Source organism: bacterium SCSIO 12643 (assembly GCA_024398135.1).
Taxonomy (GTDB): Bacteria; Bacteroidota; Bacteroidia; order Flavobacteriales_G; family Salibacteraceae; genus CAJXZP01.
Genome location: CP073750.1, coordinates 1,691,860 through 1,711,774, shown reverse-complemented (window position 1 = coordinate 1,711,774; position 19,915 = coordinate 1,691,860). Strand labels below are relative to the sequence as shown.

The 19,915-nt window shown below is 33.5% G+C and carries 21 protein-coding genes; 3 read left to right on the top strand and 18 right to left on the bottom strand.

The features are described 5' to 3' along the window. Nucleotides 1–46: 46 nt before the first annotated feature. Entirely contained in the window at nt 47–748 is a 702-nt protein-coding gene (locus tag KFE94_07370; protein ID UTW67926.1) for a TrkA family potassium uptake protein, read from the bottom strand. Between the two features lie 164 nt (nt 749–912). On the opposite strand from KFE94_07370, the gene KFE94_07365 reads away from it, so the two are divergent. Beyond that, entirely contained in the window at nt 913–1,926 is a 1,014-nt protein-coding gene (locus KFE94_07365) for an NAD-dependent epimerase/dehydratase family protein (GenBank protein ID UTW67925.1), read from the top strand. A 1-nt stretch (nt 1,927) separates the two neighbouring features. Here the strand turns inward: KFE94_07365 and KFE94_07360 are convergent, their stop codons facing one another. From KFE94_07360 to KFE94_07345, 4 genes are read right to left on the bottom strand one after another with little or no spacing between them, the layout of a single operon-like run. Next, a complete protein-coding gene (locus tag KFE94_07360; protein UTW67924.1) occupies nt 1,928–3,043 on the bottom strand; it encodes an efflux RND transporter periplasmic adaptor subunit in 1,116 nt (371 codons plus the stop codon). A 10-nt stretch (nt 3,044–3,053) separates the two neighbouring features. Then, nucleotides 3,054–4,295 carry an ABC transporter permease gene (locus tag KFE94_07355; protein UTW67923.1) on the bottom strand — a complete coding sequence of 414 codons (1,242 nt, stop codon included), beginning with the start codon at nt 4,293–4,295 and terminating at the stop codon, nt 3,054–3,056. Continuing rightward, nucleotides 4,296–5,525: an ABC transporter permease gene (locus KFE94_07350; protein UTW67922.1), complete on the bottom strand. Its 1,230-nt coding sequence runs from the start codon at nt 5,523–5,525 to the stop codon at nt 4,296–4,298. Further along, nucleotides 5,518–6,195: an ABC transporter ATP-binding protein gene (locus KFE94_07345; protein UTW67921.1), complete on the bottom strand. Its 678-nt coding sequence runs from the start codon at nt 6,193–6,195 to the stop codon at nt 5,518–5,520. The genes KFE94_07350 and KFE94_07345 overlap by 8 nt, the downstream gene beginning before the upstream one ends. Nucleotides 6,196–6,367: 172 nt before the next feature. Between KFE94_07345 and KFE94_07340 the strand changes: the two genes are divergently transcribed. Continuing rightward, nucleotides 6,368–7,009, top strand: a complete 642-nt coding sequence (locus KFE94_07340; protein ID UTW67920.1) for a hypothetical protein — start codon at nt 6,368–6,370, stop codon at nt 7,007–7,009. Nucleotides 7,010–7,101: 92 nt separating this feature from the next. Beyond that, nucleotides 7,102–7,785: a helix-turn-helix transcriptional regulator gene (locus tag KFE94_07335; protein ID UTW67919.1), complete on the top strand. Its 684-nt coding sequence runs from the start codon at nt 7,102–7,104 to the stop codon at nt 7,783–7,785. 384 nt (nt 7,786–8,169) lie between these two features. Here the strand turns inward: KFE94_07335 and KFE94_07330 are convergent, their stop codons facing one another. The 13 genes from KFE94_07330 to KFE94_07270 all read right to left on the bottom strand — a co-directional run bounded on the left by KFE94_07330 (nt 8,170) and on the right by KFE94_07270 (nt 19,532). Continuing rightward, nucleotides 8,170–9,201 (bottom strand): type II secretion system F family protein, encoded by a 1,032-nt coding sequence (locus tag KFE94_07330; GenBank protein ID UTW67918.1) that lies wholly within the window; start codon nt 9,199–9,201, stop codon nt 8,170–8,172. A gap of 8 nt (nt 9,202–9,209) precedes the next feature. Beyond that, nucleotides 9,210–9,665: a hypothetical protein gene (locus KFE94_07325; GenBank protein UTW67917.1), complete on the bottom strand. Its 456-nt coding sequence runs from the start codon at nt 9,663–9,665 to the stop codon at nt 9,210–9,212. Beyond that, nucleotides 9,655–9,987, bottom strand: coding sequence for a type II secretion system protein (locus KFE94_07320; GenBank protein UTW67916.1), 333 nt, complete (start codon nt 9,985–9,987; stop codon nt 9,655–9,657). Before KFE94_07320 ends, KFE94_07325 begins: the two co-directional genes overlap by 11 nt. Next, nucleotides 9,975–11,156, bottom strand: coding sequence for a hypothetical protein (locus KFE94_07315; protein ID UTW67915.1), 1,182 nt, complete (start codon nt 11,154–11,156; stop codon nt 9,975–9,977). The genes KFE94_07320 and KFE94_07315 overlap by 13 nt, the downstream gene beginning before the upstream one ends. Next, a complete protein-coding gene (locus tag KFE94_07310) occupies nt 11,146–11,820 on the bottom strand; it encodes a hypothetical protein (GenBank protein ID UTW67914.1) in 675 nt (224 codons plus the stop codon). The genes KFE94_07315 and KFE94_07310 overlap by 11 nt, the downstream gene beginning before the upstream one ends. Then, nucleotides 11,804–12,295, bottom strand: coding sequence for a hypothetical protein (locus KFE94_07305; protein ID UTW67913.1), 492 nt, complete (start codon nt 12,293–12,295; stop codon nt 11,804–11,806). Before KFE94_07305 ends, KFE94_07310 begins: the two co-directional genes overlap by 17 nt. A gap of 4 nt (nt 12,296–12,299) precedes the next feature. Next, nucleotides 12,300–13,235: a hypothetical protein gene (locus KFE94_07300; protein ID UTW67912.1), complete on the bottom strand. Its 936-nt coding sequence runs from the start codon at nt 13,233–13,235 to the stop codon at nt 12,300–12,302. A gap of 2 nt (nt 13,236–13,237) precedes the next feature. Beyond that, entirely contained in the window at nt 13,238–13,744 is a 507-nt protein-coding gene (locus KFE94_07295) for a hypothetical protein (GenBank protein ID UTW67911.1), read from the bottom strand. Then, on the bottom strand, nt 13,741–14,748 hold the full coding sequence (locus KFE94_07290) for a PilN domain-containing protein (GenBank protein ID UTW67910.1): 1,008 nt from the start codon (nt 14,746–14,748) through the stop codon (nt 13,741–13,743). The genes KFE94_07295 and KFE94_07290 overlap by 4 nt, the downstream gene beginning before the upstream one ends. Then, nucleotides 14,749–16,668 carry a hypothetical protein gene (locus KFE94_07285; protein UTW67909.1) on the bottom strand — a complete coding sequence of 640 codons (1,920 nt, stop codon included), beginning with the start codon at nt 16,666–16,668 and terminating at the stop codon, nt 14,749–14,751. Beyond that, on the bottom strand, nt 16,669–18,054 hold the full coding sequence (locus KFE94_07280) for a type II/IV secretion system protein (GenBank protein ID UTW67908.1): 1,386 nt from the start codon (nt 18,052–18,054) through the stop codon (nt 16,669–16,671). Between the two features lie 469 nt (nt 18,055–18,523). Then, on the bottom strand, nt 18,524–18,946 hold the full coding sequence (locus KFE94_07275) for a type II secretion system protein (GenBank protein UTW67907.1): 423 nt from the start codon (nt 18,944–18,946) through the stop codon (nt 18,524–18,526). Next, entirely contained in the window at nt 18,927–19,532 is a 606-nt protein-coding gene (locus tag KFE94_07270; protein UTW67906.1) for a response regulator transcription factor, read from the bottom strand. The genes KFE94_07275 and KFE94_07270 overlap by 20 nt, the downstream gene beginning before the upstream one ends. Nucleotides 19,533–19,915 lie beyond the last annotated feature (383 nt).

Genomic DNA, 19,915 nt, shown 5'->3' with positions numbered 1-19,915 from the left:
CAAAAGATTTTTATGATAAATCACATGTGTGGCGAAGGTAATGAAATCATCCATTTGATTTGCTAAATTCTTCAATATCCGAAGCTTGACCGAATATAATTAAAGTGTCTCCGCTTTGAATAATCGTTGAAGGGGATGGAACGCCTAAAACATGTTTTTCCACCTTTTTACCTCCGGTTTCTTTTTCTCCCAGATAGTATTCTCGTTTGATGGTGACTATCGTAAGTTTATAATGTTCACGAAGGGCGAGTTCTTCTAAGGTCCTACCAAAAATGCGGTGCGGAGCTCTTATTTCTACAATTTCATAATCATCACGAAGTTGTAATGAGGATAGAATGCTTGGATTGAGAAGTCTTTCTGCTACTGCAATTCCGACCTCATTTTCAGGTGAAAGTATTTCCTTAAAACCAATTTGTTCTAAAATCATGCGTTGTTGAGGACCGTTGGCTCTAACGATGATTCTATTGGCACCGATTTCTTTGAGATGAACTGCAGTTAAAAGCAAAGCCTCAAAATCTCTTCCAATAGCAACAACTACAGCTTCTAGTTCTTCAATGTTTTGAGCCTCAAGTGACCTTTTATTGGTAGAATCTAATTGAATAGCATGTCTTACCGTGCCCTGAATATTTTCAATTTTTCTGATATCTGAGTCTATTGCAATAACCTCCGAGCCCCTTTCAGTTAGGGTTTTAGCGATGGCATTTCCAAATTGCCCCAGTCCAATTACAGCGTATTTATTTAGTCCCATTGGGTAATTTTAAATTTAAGATGTCAAATAAAGAGTTTAAGACGTATCGTTAGGATGTAAATTTTCAATTGTTATGAGCAATAAGTCGTGGATTAAAAGAAAATGAAAGGAGTTTAAATAGGAATGTTGTTTTGGGCTTACTTTTGTCGAAACGTATTTACCAAATGGCTGAAAATATAGTTTTCGTAACGGGAGGAACAGGACTTGTGGGTTCGCATTTATTGTTGAACCTGTTAAAATCTGGGAATTCGGTACGTGCATTAAAAAGAGAATCTTCAAACCTTGAGATTGTCAAAAGAGTTTTTAGCTTTTATGGTTCGGAGGATTTATTTGATAAAATCCACTGGGTGAATGGGGACATTACTGATATCATTTCATTGGAAGATGGTATTGGAGATGCGCAATATGTTTATCATACTGCCGCTCTGGTATCTTTTGATCCTAGAGATAAACAGAAACTATATAAATTCAATATTGAAGGTACTGCCAATGTAGTGAATGCATGCCTGGAACGAGGTGTAAAGAAGTTATGCTATGTAAGTTCCACAGCTGCTGTTGGTAAATCTAAAAAGAATGAGGTCGTTATTGAATCCAATAAGTGGGATGAAGAAGAAGTAACTTCCAATTATGCTATCAGTAAGCACTATGCGGAGAACGAGGTATGGCGTGGTGTGGCTGAAGGTCTGCCAGCGGTGATTGTAAATCCTTGTGTGATTATTGGCCCCGGAGATTGGGAACGTTCTAGTGGAACTTTATTTAAAACCATAGGAAAAGGTTTAAAGTTCTATACCGGAGGTGCGAATGCATTTGTGGATGTTCGCGATGTAGCTGATGTGATGGAGAAATTAATGCATAGCGATATTGAATCCGATCGTTTTTTATTGATTGGGGAGAATTTGAGCTATAAGCAATTATTCGACAAAATAGCAGGAATTATGGACGTAAAACCTCCATCGGTTTTGGTACAGGGATTTTGGATTGATATTTTTTGGCGTCTGGAAAAAATCCGTTCGTTTATTACCAGAAAGTCCCCTGTTGTGACTTCAGAATCTGCACAGTCCGCAGTAAATACGGTTTCTTATAGTGCGGAGAAAATTATATCTGAAATGTCATATACATTTCGGAATATAGATGATGCGGTTTCAAACGCAGGAGCGTACTACAGACAACTCCAATAGACTAGTACTCTTTTGAAGTTTCACCTTCTACATTTTGTCTCCCTCTCAATTCAGAATCCATGGTAATGCCGTCTTGAATGACCACAATAATTCCATCTGATAATCCCACATCAATCTGCTTTTTCTCAAATACCTGAGGTTGTGTTTGAACATAAACAAAAGCTGAGTCTCCAACATATTCAATTAAGCTTTCTTTAACCACTAAGGTAGAATCAGCTTTTTCTAAAACGATTGAGGCATTTGCGCTATAACCACTTCTAATGAAATTCGCAGATAGATCATTTGGATCAATTTTAGCTTTAATTTCAAACTGGATCGCTCCGTTTTCTTCGACACCTTTTGGAGCGATGTATTCTAACGAAGCACCTAGAGTTAAGTCTTGTAACGCACCAATGGTGAGGATCAAATCCATACCCTCGTTTACTTTACCCACTTCAGATTCATCTAATTTCCCCTGAAAGATCATATCTGTCATATCTGCCACAGATGCGATAGTTGTTCCCTCATTAAATGTATTGGCTTCAATCACTTGATTTCCTTCTTTAACCGGAACATCCAATACCATTCCAGAAATGGTACTTTTAATTAAAGTATTGGTAGCAGATTTACTACTCTTACTCACACCTTCCCGGATAATTTGAAGATTATCTTCAGCGGCCTCAACTTCTAGTTTGGCATTTTTTAACCTTAATTCAAATGGTTGAAACTCCGCTTTAGAAATCACACCCTGATCAAAGAGTTCTTTGTTTCGATTATAATCCAATTGAGAGTTTTCAATATCAATCTCAGCTCTTTCTAATCTGTTTTCAGCGTTATTCAAATTCACCATATCCGGGATGATTTTAACACGTGCGATGATGTCTCCCTTTTTGATCATAGATCCGGCTTCAACATATATTTTGTCTATAATTCCAGACACCACAGGTTTAATCAAAATCTCTTTACGAGGAACAACCGATCCAGTAGCGACAGTCTTTTTTAGTACTTCACTGATAAATGGTTTTTCGATTTTGTATGTAGCTTCAGGGGCTTCATTTTTCATGTATAGATAATACATGGTATATCCAAAAACACCTAAAATAGCAATCAAAATACCGACTCTAATGACAATTTTCATATGTTGTTTTTTATTCTGTTCTTAATGCGTCAATTGGTTTAATCTTAATAGCACGTATCGATGGGATGATACCTGCTAATATTCCAGAAAATACCAGAATACTAAATGCTTTGATAATGATGGCAAACTGGACTTCAGGATTAGAAAAATAATCATGTTGAATGTAAGGTCCGAGAAGCTCGAGTAACCAAACTCCAAAAATAATTCCGATTATCCCACTGAGAGTAGTTAGGATCATAGATTCTAATACAATTTGTGTGACGATGCTTACCGGGGTGGCACCAATGGCTCTACGAATTCCAATTTCTTGTGTTCTTTCGCGAATGATAATTAGCATGATATTCGAAATACCGATTACTCCGGCAAGTAAGGTAAGTACCCCTACAAACCAGGATAACGCTTTAATGCCGTTAAATATCATATTGAATTTATCGACTTCTTTTTCCATGTTCCAGGAACCAATAGCCCTGGGATCATCCGGGTGAATATCATGTCTCTGTTTAAGAATACGTTCGGCTTCATCTTCCACCACGGTTACTTTAATTCCTTTTTTACTGGTCATCACAAACCAATGTACCATATTACCTTGATTAAACGCTTTTTGGAAAGTGGTAAATGGTATATAAATGGAGCGATCTTCATTCTCGGCATCATCTCCCTTTAGACCTGAATGAAAAGTACCTACTACCTGAAAATACACCCCGTTGATTTTGATATATTTCCCCAATGGATCTTCATCCGGAAAAAGCGTTTCAGTCGTGATTTTACCTATCACACAAATTTTTCGTTCTTCCTTCATGTCGCGGTCATTTAAAAAACGACCTGTTTGCATTTTAAGAAGTTTGATGTATTGCACTTCAGGAGCAAATCCGTTGATTTCGAAAGCGCCCGTACGCGAATTATACGTAACATTATTGGCACCACGCCATCCTCCTAATTGCAATCCAGGAGAGATGAGGTCTAGTTCTGGAATTTCCCGTAATGCCTCTGTATCATCATTATTTAAACCAAACCATCTATTTTTTTTAAAACCTTTGTAAGGCATGGAGGTAGTATTGGACCACATAAAGACGCTATTGGCAACTCTTCCGGCAAAGTCTTTCGAAACTCCATTTTGCAATCCATTCCCTGCGCCTAACATGACAATCAGCATGATGATTCCCCAAACCACGCCAAAAGCAGTAAGTGCACTTCGCAATTTGTTTTTGCTAAGTGTTTGATAAATCTCGGCCCATCTGTCTATATCAAACATCTATTCGTCTCTTAATGCTACAATAGGTTTAACTTTTGCTGCTTGTAGGGCGGGAATCAACCCGGCTATACTTCCTGCAACAATCAATACAATGGTGGATGCTACCGCAATACTAAAATCAACACCTGGATTCATGAATGTACCCGGGTCAGAGGTGAGGCTGGAAAGATATTCTAACGAGAAAACACCTAAAACCAATCCTGTATATCCGGCCACAGTTGTGATAACTACAGCTTCTAGCAAGATCATGGTAACCACAGAAGCAGGTGTGGCACCCAGAGCTTTGCGAATGCCAATTTCTTTGGTACGTTCTTTAACGGTAATCATCATGATATTGCTAATCCCCACAACACCGGCAATAATGGTCATGATGCCAATAATCCAGATAAATGCATTTATTCCGGTGAAAATACCAGTAAACATTTTGTATTCTTCGGCATTGTTGCGCGCATAAAGTGCTCTGGAATCTTTAGGGTCAAAAATGAGTTTGTCGGATAGCATTTGAACTGTTGCATCAACAATCTGATTTACTCTGCTTTCCGGTGCGTTTCCAGTGGTGAACATGATACGATTAAGGTTTTCTGTACCTCCAAAAACTTGTTGAGAAGTTGTGATTGGAATGTAAACCATTTTCTTTTCCCATCTACCTCCGTAATCGTTGAAGGTACCAATTACCTTAAAAGGAACATTCCAAATGGAAAAGTATTTACCCATGGGGTCTTCATCTCCGAATAATTCGGTAATGGCTTCTTGTCCCAGAACAGCGACTTTGGCTTTATCCTTTAAATCTGTTTGGTTTAGAAAACGACCTGTACTCATGATCGTATTTTCCAGGACCTGATGGTCTGGGTGAACCCCGCGATAGGGTAGATTCGCAGTCCGTTCTTTATAGTCCATTTGACTCCCCCAGCTGGCAAACCTTCCAGTGATATGATCAATATCTTCAAATGAGTTTTTGATTAAATCATATTCCGCATTGGTCAATTGAATTTTACGGTTCGGCTTCATTCCTTTATATGCGACTCCTGTGTTTCCGGCTCTTAACCAAACACTATTGATCGCATCATCTCTGAATTGATATTCAAAACCATTCCGTAAACCCTGACCGGCACCTAGTAGAATTATGAGCATGAAAATCCCCCACGACACCGAAAATGCCGTCAAGAATGTACGTAGCTTATTGGCCTTGACTACGTCAAATATTTCCTGCCATTTTTCTAAATCAAACATTTGTTTTCACGGTCATTACCTCTCCATCTTTAAGAACAATATTTCGATCAGTTGCATCCGCAATATCTTGTTCGTGGGTAACGATGATGATGGTAATTCCTTCTAAGTTTATTTCTCGTAGTAATTTCATAACGTCAATGGATGTTTTACTATCCAAGGCCCCGGTAGGTTCATCCGCAAGGATGATTTTGGGTTTTGAAATTAGTGCTCTGGCAATCGCAACACGTTGTTTTTGCCCTCCACTCATTTCGTTTGGCATATGCTCAGCCCAATCCTTTAACCCTACACGGTCTAAGTATTCCAGTGCCAACGCATTTCTTTTTTTGCGACTCACTCCCTGATAATAGAGTGGAAGTGCCACATTTTCCATTGCGTTTTTGAATGTGATTAGATTAAAAGACTGGAATATGAATCCGATCATTTTATTACGATAATGAGCGGCTTTGGTTTCACTCATTTCACGAATGAGCGTTTGATCTAATTTGTATTCACCACTATCGTAGGTATCCAATATTCCCAGGATATTTAGCAATGTGGATTTACCAGATCCCGAGGAGCCCATGATGGAAACCATTTCTCCTTCTTTGATGTGTAAATTCACATTTTTGAGAACTTGAAGGTCGTGCTTACCTACTTTGTAAGATTTGTTTATTCCAGTTAACTGTATCACAGTACAATTTTAATGTTTTAGAAGATGTAAATGGATAAAAATTAATTAGCGGTAATTTTAGGGTGATATGCGGTTCTCTGATTAGAAATATTGTTACGCAATGTTAAATATTCGAAGATGTTATTTTTGTAATACCTATTTGAACCTTAAAAAACAACTTAAATTATTTTCCATGAGAAAAGTGATCATTTTAGCGACTCTATTATTTCTGAATTATTTTCAGATTAAATCACAAGAAAATTCAACACTAAAGGGAAGAGCTGTTGAATGGGGAATGGGAACTTCAAACTTTAAGAGTTTTAATATTAGTTTTAAAGCTGGAGGTAAAAAGAACTGGTACTACAGGGCAAAGGCTTTAGAGTTATTCGGTGGTAGAGATAGTACATCAACTCAAGATACGGCAACATTATATAAGAATTGGGGGATGGGACTGTCAACAGGGTTAGAGAAAAGATTTTATTCCAATGAACACTTATCATGGGGAATAGGTATGGACGTGTTTTTGAAATATCAACAGTATAAAGATATTGTTGGGGAAGATAATAAAGGAAAGAAAATAAGTGCTTTTAAAAATAAAACTTTTGTGATGGGGTTAGCCATCCCAATAATGTTTAACTATCAATTTGCAGAAGATAGGATTATGTGTTCGTTTGAGTTTGCTCCATCTATTCAGAGGAGTAAGAATACTCTGGAAACTAATAATAGTTTGGGAGAACCTATTGAAAATTTGACTTCAACTAATTTTGAAACTGAATGGTATCTGTTGAATATGAATCAAGTTAGTTTTTCAGTAGCATATCGTTTTTTGAAATAGAAAATAGCTCTAGATTTATTAGGAATATCACAATTTATTAGATTGGGATAAATTTTTTTTTACTACTTTGTAATCAGAATTATTGTGACCAAATGCCTAGAACTTATTTATCCATTTTATCAGCTGAAAAAGAGATTCTTGACCATTTTGATAATCTTTTTAGAGACACGTCCTTTTTTTTAGGATATGTTGGAGGGAAAAATATAGAGCTTAGGGAATTCATTCAAGATAAGGTCGATCATAAGCATTTACTTTTTGTAAAGCCCTCATTAAATTTTATGACGGTGAGTAGCCCTGAGAATTTGAAAAAACTGGGTGAGGTAAATGTGATGATTTTGGGGAATAGTTTACCCAAAGAACTCATAGGTTTTTTGCAGGAGTACAACGCTGTTGGGTTTATTAAACCAAGTGAGTTAAATACTATAACCATGGACCAAATTATCAGTGATATTGATAAAAAGGGATATTCTGCAAACTATCATATTCCGGAAGAATATTGGATCAATAAACCTCCTCATGTTTTTCCCCGACCAAAGCCCAAGTTGACTAAGGGTGAGAATGAGGTGCTGAAGTTGTTGTGTCACAATTATAGTGTGCGTCAAATTGCTGAACTGCATGAAATTAGTGAGGCGGCTATCCGTTCGCATATTTTGAACCTGAAAGAGAAGCTACACGCGGAATCACTGTCTGAGGTGATCGTGATAAGTATGGCCAATTCTTGGATAAAAATTGACCGATCTTTTACAGCTAGTAAGAGTCCATTTTTACATGGTTAATTTGTTTTTTGTTTCGTTTTAGAATAAATCAATAATCTTTTATAGAAATGTTAAAAAACCCATAAAATTTATGGGTTGAATGAACCCGTATTCGATGTAATATTGTTCATAATATGGGTATTGAGTGTGGTCTGGAGTTTTTTGAGGTTATCTCTAGTTATATTTAATTATCCTTTTGATGAAAGAAGTTTAATAATAGTATTAAACAGAAGTTTTCTTCAACTTCCTGCTTAATCTTATTAGTAAGGTTTGGAATCAATGAATTGACAAGTCGCTAATAGTATTTAAGATACTACTATACTAAAGAGTATACTTAGCTCATAATCAGGCTGCAATTCCGACATCACTCACTCGGACTTGTAGCCTTTGTTATGTGATTATATCTTATAAACTGGTGCTTAATTCAAATAAAGGCAAATACATGGATACTAAAATAAATCCAACAATTCCGCCTATGAAAACGATAAGTACGGGTTCTATTAATTTGCCTGCTATCAGTGTTTTATTGTCAATTTTTTCTTGATATTGTATTGTGAGTTTTTCAAAAATACTATCGAGTTGATTTAGTTCTTCCGCTATTTTGAATAGTAGGATATCTTTTGATGGAATGAAATCAGTTTTCTTTAATGACTCATTAAAAGCGACCCCCTTAAGCAAATCTCCTTCTATGTGATTAAGAATTTTTTTTAGTGGATAAAATGAAATGATGTTTTTTGAAAGTTCGACTGATTCAATTAATGTGATATTTGATGAGAGGAGAAGGCTCATGGCCTGATAATATTTATTGATTTGAATATCTTTAATTATTGACCCATAGATGGGAATATGAAGTTGTACATATGATGTTATTTTTTTAAAATACGCACTTTTTGATGAAAAATAAATTAGGATAACTATTACAATGGTTAAAACAAGAACATAAACGAAAGATGATCTAAACCAATTTGATAAGTTAATTACAAAGACTGTGATTTTAGGTAACTCTGAGTCAAACCTAAGGAAGATGTCGGAAAACATTGGAACTACGAAGTTCATCATAAATATAAGAACTCCAATTGTTAATGCTAGAATAAACAAGGGATAGCTTATTGCTCCAATTAATTGACTTCGAACTTTTATTTTACGTTGAAAGTATGTTGCCAGACCGTTACATACGTGATTTAAATTTCCAGTTTCTTCCCCAATTTTAATATTGAATGATTCATAATCAGAGAATATCGAATTATTTCTCAATATGAATGCTAGAGACTTACCTTCTAACAATGAGTTATAAATTCCTTCGTAAATGACTTTTTGTTTAGACTTCTCATTTTCAACAATCATTAATTGCATTGCGTTTTTGAGATCGAGGCCAGAATTAAAAAATATGGAAAGCTCATAGTAAAATTCTGCTTTTTGCTTATCAGATAGTTTCATTGCTCGAATTAAAGTTGAATATTTAATAACTCCCCTTCGGTATAGGTTTTTCTATACGTAAGTTGGTATTGTTGATCTTCATCATATATCAGAATATCAATTTGAGATATTATCGAATCGCGTAGGAAGAGTAGGTCAGTTTGATTTTTAAACTGAAATGTATTCGGACTTGGTTGATGAATAATAATAGAGTCAGGGAAGAATGATATTTTTTGATTACATGAGGATTTATAATCTCTAAAACAGATGGAATTTCCATTGCCCATTATTAAACTGTTTTTTGAAAAGTTCTGAGAAAGTACAGATTGGAGTAAACGAAGATCAGATGTTCGATCAAAGTTCTTAATTTGATTAAGGAGAACTCTATTCTGGAAAGAAATAAAAGAGATGATAAATATGATAATCAGACCGCTGATTAACATATTAACTGATATTTCTGTTATGGTGAATCCTCTAACTTTCATGTCGCAGGATGATAAAATGAGAAAAAATTATCTCATCGTTTTTTGAGATATAGAAATTGCATTGATCTGTATTTTTTAAATGTTCGATGTCATACGTAACTTGTAAATTGTCAAATTCGATGTTGTTAATTTCTGACTCAAACTCTTTGAAATTGTTGAGTTTAGATATTTTTTGAATGCATTGATTGATTTGAATTAAATCAGAACGATTAGGTTGCTTATAGATGTTTTGAATCAGAATGTTTGAGACAAAAACAGCAGTGCCAAATAGTGACATCGCAATAAGAGTTTCGATTATTGTAAATCCCTTTAATCTAGCCATTTGATAAATGCTTTTGATGAGTTTGTGGATGATACCGGGATGGGAATACCCTTTTGTTGGAAATCGCTGTTTACCGTAGAGTTATAAATTAGATTTATGTATGATGATGACGAGGTTGAATGCTTAAAATAAGGACATGATATTTGACCGGATAGTTTAGCGTTAAAGTCTAAGGGAATATCCGAATGGATGTACCCATTAATTTTCCCACTTATTTTAGGTGTGATTTTACACTCTTTTTGACCATGGATGTTTAAATATCCATTTAATGTGCAGGACGATTTAAAGTTAAGAGAGTATTTTTCGTTTGAAGTATTAACAGAGATAGATGAGGGATAAAGAAAGGTTATATTTTCTCCTAGAATTAAATGATCTGTAAATAACTGTATTGCTCCAGACCAATTATTTGCAATTTCAATTTGAGGAGCGATTAGGATTAAATCTTCAAGTTGACTATGTGTATCTATGAAAATCTTATCATTAGATTCTATAATTATATTCCCTTGAATATTATTTAAGAGCTCTATTTCTTGTTCTGAGTAAAAGTAACTGCTATTGCGGTTAAAAGAAAAATACTGATTTATGGAATCAATATTATTTATAAAGGATAAATTTTCGTAGGGTGCAGAATAATAACTTTTTGATGGAAGGTTTTTTGAATTGGTCGAGGTATTACGATGAGATATTTCTGCCCTCGTTATATTAATGTCAGAAGGAGAATACAGTTTGTTTAGTATTTCTATGCCATGTTTTGGTATTTCTATTGTTCCTATCAATTCACATTTTCCTGACAATTTCAATCCATGAGAGGATTCATCCAGACTTATGATAGGGTCATTATATGAAGGTACGGAGCCGATTAGTACCGGTTTAATGAGTGAGTCTACTCCGGCATAGCTAGTTATTCGAATTAACTTTAAATGCCCCCATTTTTTTTGCGTGATTTTAAAATCACTTTCGAATTTTTTTTGCGAATTAAAATTGTCAATGGAGTTAGATAGAAAATAGTTTAACCCTGATATATTATTTAATTCTAATTTGTAGCTGTTAAACGCATTAGAGAATAATTTTTTTTGAAATCCGGCCACAACAATCATAGTAGTTAAAATCAAAGAAGAGATTAACATTAGAATAATAGTATAGGATAAAATCCATCCTTTAATTCTCATCCGATCGAGTTTTTTTGTTTAAAACACTCTTTATTTTATCTAAAAAAGGTGGTTTCTCATCTTTGTTTTCGTTCTCTTTCTTTTTTTCTTTTTTGTTTGACTTTCTTTTAATCTTCAAATCTTGGATTTTCTTTTTTTCTTTTTTTAGAAATCCTTTTTTATAATGTTCCTTATACTCAAGAGTGTCGTTTATTGTTTTGATAAAAACGCCATTTTTGAATCCATTTTTGAATTTTCCACTATAAATGAGTTTAGCGTTTTGATCATATTCCAAATACTCTCCATGTAGTAATCCATTTTTGTAATGTTCAATAATTTTAATTTGACCATTCGAATGCCAGTAGATCCACCTACCGGACTTTAAACCATACTCAAAAGTACCCTGAGCGAATAGTTGATTGGTAAGATAGAATTCGTTGTAAGTACCATGGATTAAATATCCGGAATAACTACCATTGGATTGATGAATTTCTCGGTTGGTAGTCCAATAGTATTTGGCTTTTAAATTATTCTTTTTTCTATTCTTGGTAGAATAAAAGGTTTTTACTTTGGTAGCGTAATTAGTGTGTAAATCAAGGGAATGAATATTTTTTGATTGACTATTTGCACTTAAACAGAAAAGAACAAATAATATAAATAGGGCATATTTACTTTTTGATTTCATATTTAAAATTTTTGTTGTTTAACTGTATGATTAAGTGTGTTTTAAGTATTTCTGTTATTTTGAAACTATCTAAGGAATCACCTGGGCTCACAATAACCTCTTTATTTTTATATTTAATTAGTGCTTTTGACTCATGTTTGCTAATGTTTACGATTCTTCCCAAGTATAACAGGTCTATCGATGAAGTAAACATTAGACTTTCATCAGTTGTTATAGCTGTTTTGTGATTGTTTTTTTGGGGTTTTGGAGTTTTATTGTTTGAAACGATCTTAGCTCCTGCACTGTGTTTTAAAAAAGGATCTGTAAAGTTTAAATTAAGAGTGTAGTTTGAAGTTGGAATGGGAGATCTTTGGATTTTCGGACTAACAATATTGTTCTGATTTGGGATTTTTTCGGTGTCCATATGGCTCAAGACAAGCCTTGAATATATTATAACAACAATAATTATTAGGATGATATTTATTATCTTTTTCATAGAGTTATTGTACGAAAAACCTGTTTCTTTCTGAGAAATTGCTAGAAAAACCAGCCTGATCGAATCTTTTAATTGACCAGTAATACATACCTGAAGAAATAATTGTGTCAAAAAAAGTATCCTGACCTACATAGTGTTTTGAAAGAATGGTATTACTGTTTTGATTTACAAAAAAGTATATGGAGTCAAATTCTGGAGTAACCGGGCTACTGAAAGTATTCCATTCCAGTCGAGTTAATCCAGAATTCAGTATTTGATTATTTATTGGGAATGTAATAATTGGAGTTTGAGGAGCAGCAGTATCAACAACAAATTGAAGTTCTGTAAAAGCCGTATTAGTAAATGTATTTTGTCCTCGAATGTTAATTTGATACGTTCCTTGAGCTATATTGGAATCAAGAAGTAGAGAGGTGTCTGCTAAGATACCATTTTGAACATTTTGACTGTTAAAATCTTCAACTTTATACTCATATTGAAGCGCACCAATAATAGGGTTCCAAGCAAAAAATATGGAATCTGTTTTTGTGAAAATTTGGTTGTTTGACGGAAAAGAAATTAAAAGTTTTTGAGTATTTAAATTATCCGAACTATCAATAAATATCTTGTAATACTGATACTCACTTGAATAGACACTGTTTTCTAATCGGATTCGCCATTCGTATTCGTTTGGAGATAGGTTGATTTCGAATTGATTACCAGAGACTAAAGTGTCTACAATAAAGAAGTTTATTTGGTTAAAATTGGGGGTAACTATTTGAATTCGTGCTGAAGTATTAGGAGATGAACTTTCCCAATAGAATTTTTGACTAATATTGCTGGAAATCAGGCTGTCTCTTGGTGAAAGTACATGGATGCTTTCATTTTCCAAATTTTGCTCTATCAGATCAGTACAATTACTAAAAGAGAGTAAAAGAGTTATATAAAAAATTAATTTTTTCATTTTTAGATCGAGTTAGATGATTTGTATTGAAATATGTACGTTCCAATAAGTTTTTTCTTCTTTTTCTTTTTTTCAACTTTATATGCGCAAGATTTCATCGGTATATGGCTCAATTCTTTTTCAAAATGTTCAAGTAATAGAAGTTGATTTTCAAAATTGCCTGTGATTTGAATTTGAATAGTGGTACTCTTGGTGTTTTGATTAGTGTTTATATGAACTTTGGGTATGGAATAAATTGAAATATCATGCGAATTTTTAAAATTCGATATATTTTTCATTAAGGTTTGTTGAAAAACACTTGTTTGGTCATAATCGTCAATAACTCGTTTATTTTCAGAAATCTTTGACTGTAGATCATTTATTTGATTTGGTTCGATACTTAATTCAACTCTACTATCGGAAGGCTCCAAGTTGTTCCAAATTTTAAATCCAAATTTCATCATTATCGATACGATCAGACCAAAAACGATCAGAACAGAAATTCCAAATATGTTTTGAGGTGTATTCATTTTGATATTGTGATAATAATTGAAAAAGTTAGATTGGTGTTTTCTCTATTTTCGTTAATCTCATCTATATATATATCTGTAACCCATTCAGATGAGTTAACTTTCGAAATCCAACTATAGATTGATTTTATTTCATCTGAAAAGCCTTTAATGTGGATGGTATTATTAGAGAATAGAATCGGCTTGTCAGTTCTTATTTTAGCAGTAAGCGGATTTAGACTTAATTTCGTTAAGGTGATTTGTTCAGGAGTAGATAATGCGATTTCGTTTAAAATTTGATATTTATACCTCTTTTGATATGTTGAATTTTGGACGATGAGTTGTTCTTGGTATTTAAGTACATTTTGTAAGCTGTCCAATTGGTTTTTTGATCTATTTGAATCAATATTTTGAGATAAATGTTGATTTTTGATTTTCTCGGAAAGATTTACACCAAGAAATAGGACTGAGGTTAATATTACTGAAAAAATAATCCCTAGAAATAGAATTTTTCGGAAACTGGAAAAGTATATTCTATCTTCATTGTTACGTGTGATGTCATTCGGGATCAGTTGAAAAATGCAATTTTTGTTGTCAGTAGTTGAGGAGGATATTTTTATAGATGAAATTTTAATGAAGTTTTCATCCAATTCTTTTATTACCGGTTCTAGTTTAAATTTTGGTAGAAAAATAGCAATAGATGTATCAGAGTTAATTTCGTAACAATTGACAAGTGCGTTTTGAGTACTGAAAGTGGAAAATTGTTGAACGAAATTCTGCTCATAATCCGCAAAATCATTGTTATAGGTTTTTTCCAGAAAATGATCTCCTGAAATTGTTAGGTTAACAAATTCAAACTTTTGTATTTTATCAAAAATGCTATTCTTATTCATCCGTTCTTGTTTTACTTGATTCGGATGAAGTCCAATCCATTTAGAATGTGTATCATAAATTTGATATTCTAACGATTTGGTATGGTTAGAATATTGATCTATAAACTGCGCTATTTTATAAAAAATGTTCACTTAGTAGATAATGGTTGGTTTTATAAAAATGTGCAGTTTTGAATCACTGACTGTTTTAGATCTTTTGCCAAAAATCCATTTAAGAACTGGTAATCTAGAAATCCAGGGTAACCCCTGACTAGTGGCATTTTTTTTGTTTTCTTCTAATCCTCCTAAAATGATCATTTCCCCATCTTTTACCCTAATTAAGGAACTGAAATTTCGACTAATTTGGCCTGGAGGAGCTGTCTCAGCAATTCTGCCTGTAAAATCAGATTGTGATACTTCTATGGTTAATGTTACATGTCCATCACTTGATACGAACGGGACGATATTAAGCTGAAGGTCCGCATTTATTGATTTGTAGACTTGCGATGTTTGTGAAATGGGATTTTGGTTCCCAACCAGGCTATTCGTAGTTTCTTGATAATATTCAGTATTCCCAATGGTCAGATTGGCTTCATGACCATTTAAGGTGGCGATCATTGGTGTGCTTCGAACTTTAAGATTCCCGTTTGCTTCCATAGCCTGAATAGACATGTAAAAATCGGGAGTAACTGAACCCAAATTAAACCATCCAAAACCATTGAATGAGTTTATTAAGCTATTTATGGTGGTGCTATTTAGTGTCGCACTTCCACCAGTATTACCTGTTAAAGAACCAGATGTTTTTTGGGGTGTTTCACCTACTCCTAAATACATGTCTACTCCAATCTTTGTATCATGAGATTTTCGAAAATCAATAATCATGACTTCGATCTTAACCACTGGTACTATTTGATCAATCTGCGCAATAAATTTCCTTAATTCATTGATATTGGGCTTAGACCCACTTACAATAATTGAATTGAGTTCAGGGAAGGTTTTTATGTCAATACTCTTTGTTAATTCTGTGGGTATGAAATCGGTTATTTTTTCAACTGTTCTATAATCAAGTTTAATGATTTCTGTGGTTCTAAAGGACTCATCTTTCCTTCCTCCTATGAAGAAGATTCCCTCCGACTTTTTAAAAGTGAGCTCAGATCCTGATAATAAGTAGGTTAGAAATTCTTCGTAATTTACATTGTTAACGTAAATTGTAGCCATACCTGTAGGTTCTTTGTAGAATATGTAGTTATAGCCAGCATATTTAGATACAGATGCAAGAATTTCTTTAATAGGTTTATTAATTGCAATAATGTTAAGTAGTAGTGAGTCTGAGAATGAGACTTTTATTTCCGTATCTAATTTTTCGGGTTCAATCGTATTCTCATTTTTGTTATTTCTATTGGGTAATATTTGTTCTTTTTTGGGACTGAATGTGTAGTATTTGTCGTTTTGTTTTTCCAAATGAAGGTCGTTTGCCAGGGCAAACATTTCTAAAACTTCATTTAGTGGTCGGTCTTTAATAAAACAACTGACCAGTTTATTCTTAATTTCAGGAAACAGGATAATATTAACTCCCGATTTTTCGGTGATAGATTTAGTGATAACAGAAAGTGTATCGTCTTTAGCCTCTAGTGTTAACCATGTGTTTCTTTTACTATAAGAAATATTATATGTAGGTGTGTATACGTTTTGTTTTATTTTATTCTTTGATATTGGTTTAAAGGTGATTATAGTGCCAATAGAATTGACAGATAAGTCGTATTCATTTGCAATAAATATTAGAACTTCTTTTACTTTAACATTGGAAAAATTATTGTGAATGGTCCCAGTAACTTTTTCATCAATAACAATGTTTAGATCATGACTTGAGGCAAGTGCTCTTAAGAATTCTCTTACGGATACACCGCTAACACCAAATTCTACTTCTTCATTTAATGCTTCAATGTCTTCAGAAAGAATATTAAAATAGGTGTCTAAAGTATCAACTCGATAAATAGGATCATTTTGGCCAAATGAAAGATTTGAGGCTAATAAAATGAAAATCAAACAAATTATATGTAAATACTTTTTCATCTAGTTAATTAATGAGTTTATTTCTGAGATTGTGGTTAAGCCATTATAAAATAACTGCCAGGCTTTGTAATCGAGGGTGTCTTTTGGTGAGACAAATGATAGGTTGGATTCGTCTGTATTCGTTATGATTGAATTTTTTGAATTGTCATTGTTTTCTATCAATTCATAAATCGCTTGACGACCTGAAAATCCTGTATAATTACAATCTTCGCAGCCTGAAAAATCATAATACGTTGAAGGGTAATTTCCGAATTTGGAGTGTTTTTTTTGCTCACTATTGTTATGTGCAATTTTACATTTTGAACATAGAATACGCACCAACCTTTGCGCAACAGATAAGTTTAAGGTGTTGGCAATTAGGAAACTCGGGACTCCCATATCATTTAGTCGATTTATTGTTCCCCAGGCACTATTGGTATGAATTGTACTTAATACTAAATGACCTGTTAATGCAGCGCGAATAGCCATTTGAGCAGTTTCTTTATCCCTAATTTCACCTAGCATGATAATATCGGGATCTTGTCTTAAAAAGCTTTTTAGGGCAACTGCGAATGTGAGGTTAATATTTTCTCGTAATTGAACTTGATTCACCCCTTCCAGAGTGTATTCAATCGGGTCTTCAACGGTCATAATGTTATTATCGACTTTGTTTAATTCTTTCAGAGTAGTATATAATGTTGTCGTTTTTCCAGATCCTGTAGGTCCGGAAATAAGAATAATTCCAGTTGATTTATGAATCGATTTTTTATACAATGAAAGTTGAGATGGGCTCATTCCAATTTTATCTAAGTCAAGATGCTCACTGGAGTTTCCGAGTAACCTTAGAACAATTTTTTCTCCATATAGTGTCGGTAGGGTAGAAACACGAAGCTCTTGTTGTATACTTTCTGATTTAAATAGGATTCTTCCATCTTGTGGTAATCTTTTTTGAGCGATATCCAAACGCGCATAAATTTTTAGTTTATTAACTAATGATGGGTAGTCCTTCTTGTCTATTTGAAATTTTTCAATCAATTTCCCATTAATTCTATATCTGATACGTGCTTTTTGTTCATAAGGCTCAATATGGATATCTGAGCTGCCAAGGCTTTTTGCTTCTTCAATTAAGTTGACCATTAAAAGCTCTTTGTTTTTAATGTCGATTGATTTTGTATTCCTATGTTTTGGGTAGTGACGTTTTAGAATTTCGTCAAAACCATCATGATCATGTTTTTTAAGCTCGATAGATTTTCCCGTAATAAGTTCGAGCTCAAATTTTAGTGAACTAGAAGGTTGTGTATTAGAAATAAGAGTTATGGAGTTTTGCGTAATTCCTATTGGAACCACACTATATTTCCAGGCTGTTTTAGAGTCTATGGTTTGAATTATTTCTGTAGGAATAATCATTATATAATCTGCATTAATGAGATAGAATAAAAAAATAGTGCCCAGCCTATTAAGTATGTAGCCAGCGGTATGCGCTTAGTTGGTTTTATTTTTTGAATAAAAAGGCCGGTTATTGAAGACAAAATGATGGTGAGTAAAAAGAAAGAGGTATGTATCCATGCTCCAATTAAGAAAATCGAAACAATATCTCCAAGTCCAATATAGTTGTCAATAACATTAATAACACTATGCTTTCTAATACATATGAATACTATTGTGGATATAAAAAGTAGTAGAGATATGATAGAATTCATTAGTAATATTGGCCAATAAAAATGAAATCCAATTGGAGCAAAATACCAGTATATGTATATACTAATACCGGTAAAAAGCAGAAGAAACCATCCTATGTGTATTTCTAAATATTTCCAATCTTCGTACATTATTGCTGCCGAACTTATTATGAGACTGAATAGAGAAATTAGAACCATTAATCGGGTATTACTTCAATTAGGTTTTTTTCATGATCAATTTGCCAGACGTTAAATGATCCGTCTCCATCAAAGTCAGTTACTGAGGTCGCAGTTGCTTTGAAATGATTGTTTGAGGCTTCTATTAACTCTATTTTATAGTTGGCTTGCCCTCCTTGTGATACCAGTTTTTCCTGGATGAATCCAATGCTTTTTAAATCATCAGAATACTTTGATCGTTCATAAAAATTTGAAAGTTGTAACTTATATACCATATCTAATTGTAATTGAGCTTCTTTTGCTTTTGCTTTTCCAATTACAGCGGTTTGATTTGGTAATACAAGCATGACCAGGATTCCAATGATTGCTAATACAATTAGTATTTCTGTTAATGTCCAGCCTTTAAGTTTCTTTTTCTTTGATCTAAATTTGAATAAGTCCATCTTTTATTGCTTTTTTAAATACGCCTGTAAATGAGTTTACAGCGTATTTTTCTTTTATTTTAACTCGTTTGTTTTCTATTGTTCTGATGCTTAGGCATAGGAAGTCGGCAATTTCTTGATTCCTTTTTTCCGCCCATGACATTTTTATGATTTTGATTTCTGTATCACTTAGATTGTGCTTTTGGGATAGGTTGATGAGATTGATTTCTTTGAGAATAGATGGAGATAGGAAAGGGGTATTTTGTTTAACTGCGTTTAAGCAATTTTGGAATATAACTTCGCTATCTTCTGTTGTAATAATATTCTGTATCCCAATTTTATATAAAGATTGCGTGTTTAAGGATGAAAAGGGGTTTTTGATAAAAAGGATTTTTGTTGTTACTTTATGAAGTGTCCTTAAGTTATCATATGAAAGAGGGTTTATTTTACTTTCTAAAATGACGATGATATCGTTTGAATCGACATTGTTATTTAAAGTCTCAAATGCATAAAAAATGCAATGAGACCCATTTGGGGCCCCCTTTTTAATAATATCCGCTAAAGAATTGGATATTAGAGGTTGATTTGAAAATAAGTTAATATTCATTTAATCAGGAAAAGTTAGGATTGATAATTTAAATAAATAGGTGAATTTTCTTCAGGTCAAGGTTGGTTAACTCATGTCATATTGTTTTAGTTAAGATTAATACAAGGTTCCTTTTGGAACGTACAAATTTAGATTCTATTTCTAAATTATGGAACTTTTTATTTTCATGTAAAAGACTCGTTGTAAACCCAGTGCATTCTGATTTCGTGTGCAACACATTGTTTTTGAGTGTTTTGCACTTCGTTTTCTTCGTATTTCCTCTGGGTGAAAAAGTGAGTTGTTTTGCAAATAAAGTGAGAAACTCACTGAAGTATGGAGTAAAAAAAGGTATGTATTGGGGTGTATTTGCTCTTTTAGAGGGTTTGATGATTTAGGATTTTTGT

Coding starts and splice junctions, on each gene's coding strand:
- KFE94_07270 (UTW67906.1), bottom strand. CDS start 19,532: ATGAATATTAACTTATTTTCAAATCAACCTCTAATATCCAATTCTTTA.
- KFE94_07300 (UTW67912.1), bottom strand. CDS start 13,235: ATGAAAAAATTAATTTTTTATATAACTCTTTTACTCTCTTTTAGTAAT.
- KFE94_07320 (UTW67916.1), bottom strand. CDS start 9,987: ATGGCTAGATTAAAGGGATTTACAATAATCGAAACTCTTATTGCGATG.
- KFE94_07350 (UTW67922.1), bottom strand. CDS start 5,525: ATGTTTGATTTAGAAAAATGGCAGGAAATATTTGACGTAGTCAAGGCC.
- KFE94_07315 (UTW67915.1), bottom strand. CDS start 11,156: ATGAGAATTAAAGGATGGATTTTATCCTATACTATTATTCTAATGTTA.
- KFE94_07360 (UTW67924.1), bottom strand. CDS start 3,043: ATGAAAATTGTCATTAGAGTCGGTATTTTGATTGCTATTTTAGGTGTT.
- KFE94_07305 (UTW67913.1), bottom strand. CDS start 12,295: ATGAAAAAGATAATAAATATCATCCTAATAATTATTGTTGTTATAATA.
- KFE94_07325 (UTW67917.1), bottom strand. CDS start 9,665: ATGAAAGTTAGAGGATTCACCATAACAGAAATATCAGTTAATATGTTA.
- KFE94_07280 (UTW67908.1), bottom strand. CDS start 18,054: ATGATTATTCCTACAGAAATAATTCAAACCATAGACTCTAAAACAGCC.
- KFE94_07285 (UTW67909.1), bottom strand. CDS start 16,668: ATGAAAAAGTATTTACATATAATTTGTTTGATTTTCATTTTATTAGCC.
- KFE94_07355 (UTW67923.1), bottom strand. CDS start 4,295: ATGTTTGATATAGACAGATGGGCCGAGATTTATCAAACACTTAGCAAA.
- KFE94_07310 (UTW67914.1), bottom strand. CDS start 11,820: ATGAAATCAAAAAGTAAATATGCCCTATTTATATTATTTGTTCTTTTC.
- KFE94_07340 (UTW67920.1), top strand. CDS start 6,368: ATGAGAAAAGTGATCATTTTAGCGACTCTATTATTTCTGAATTATTTT.
- KFE94_07365 (UTW67925.1), top strand. CDS start 913: ATGGCTGAAAATATAGTTTTCGTAACGGGAGGAACAGGACTTGTGGGT.
- KFE94_07335 (UTW67919.1), top strand. CDS start 7,102: ATGCCTAGAACTTATTTATCCATTTTATCAGCTGAAAAAGAGATTCTT.
- KFE94_07295 (UTW67911.1), bottom strand. CDS start 13,744: ATGAATACACCTCAAAACATATTTGGAATTTCTGTTCTGATCGTTTTT.
- KFE94_07370 (UTW67926.1), bottom strand. CDS start 748: ATGGGACTAAATAAATACGCTGTAATTGGACTGGGGCAATTTGGAAAT.
- KFE94_07330 (UTW67918.1), bottom strand. CDS start 9,201: ATGAAACTATCTGATAAGCAAAAAGCAGAATTTTACTATGAGCTTTCC.
- KFE94_07275 (UTW67907.1), bottom strand. CDS start 18,946: ATGGACTTATTCAAATTTAGATCAAAGAAAAAGAAACTTAAAGGCTGG.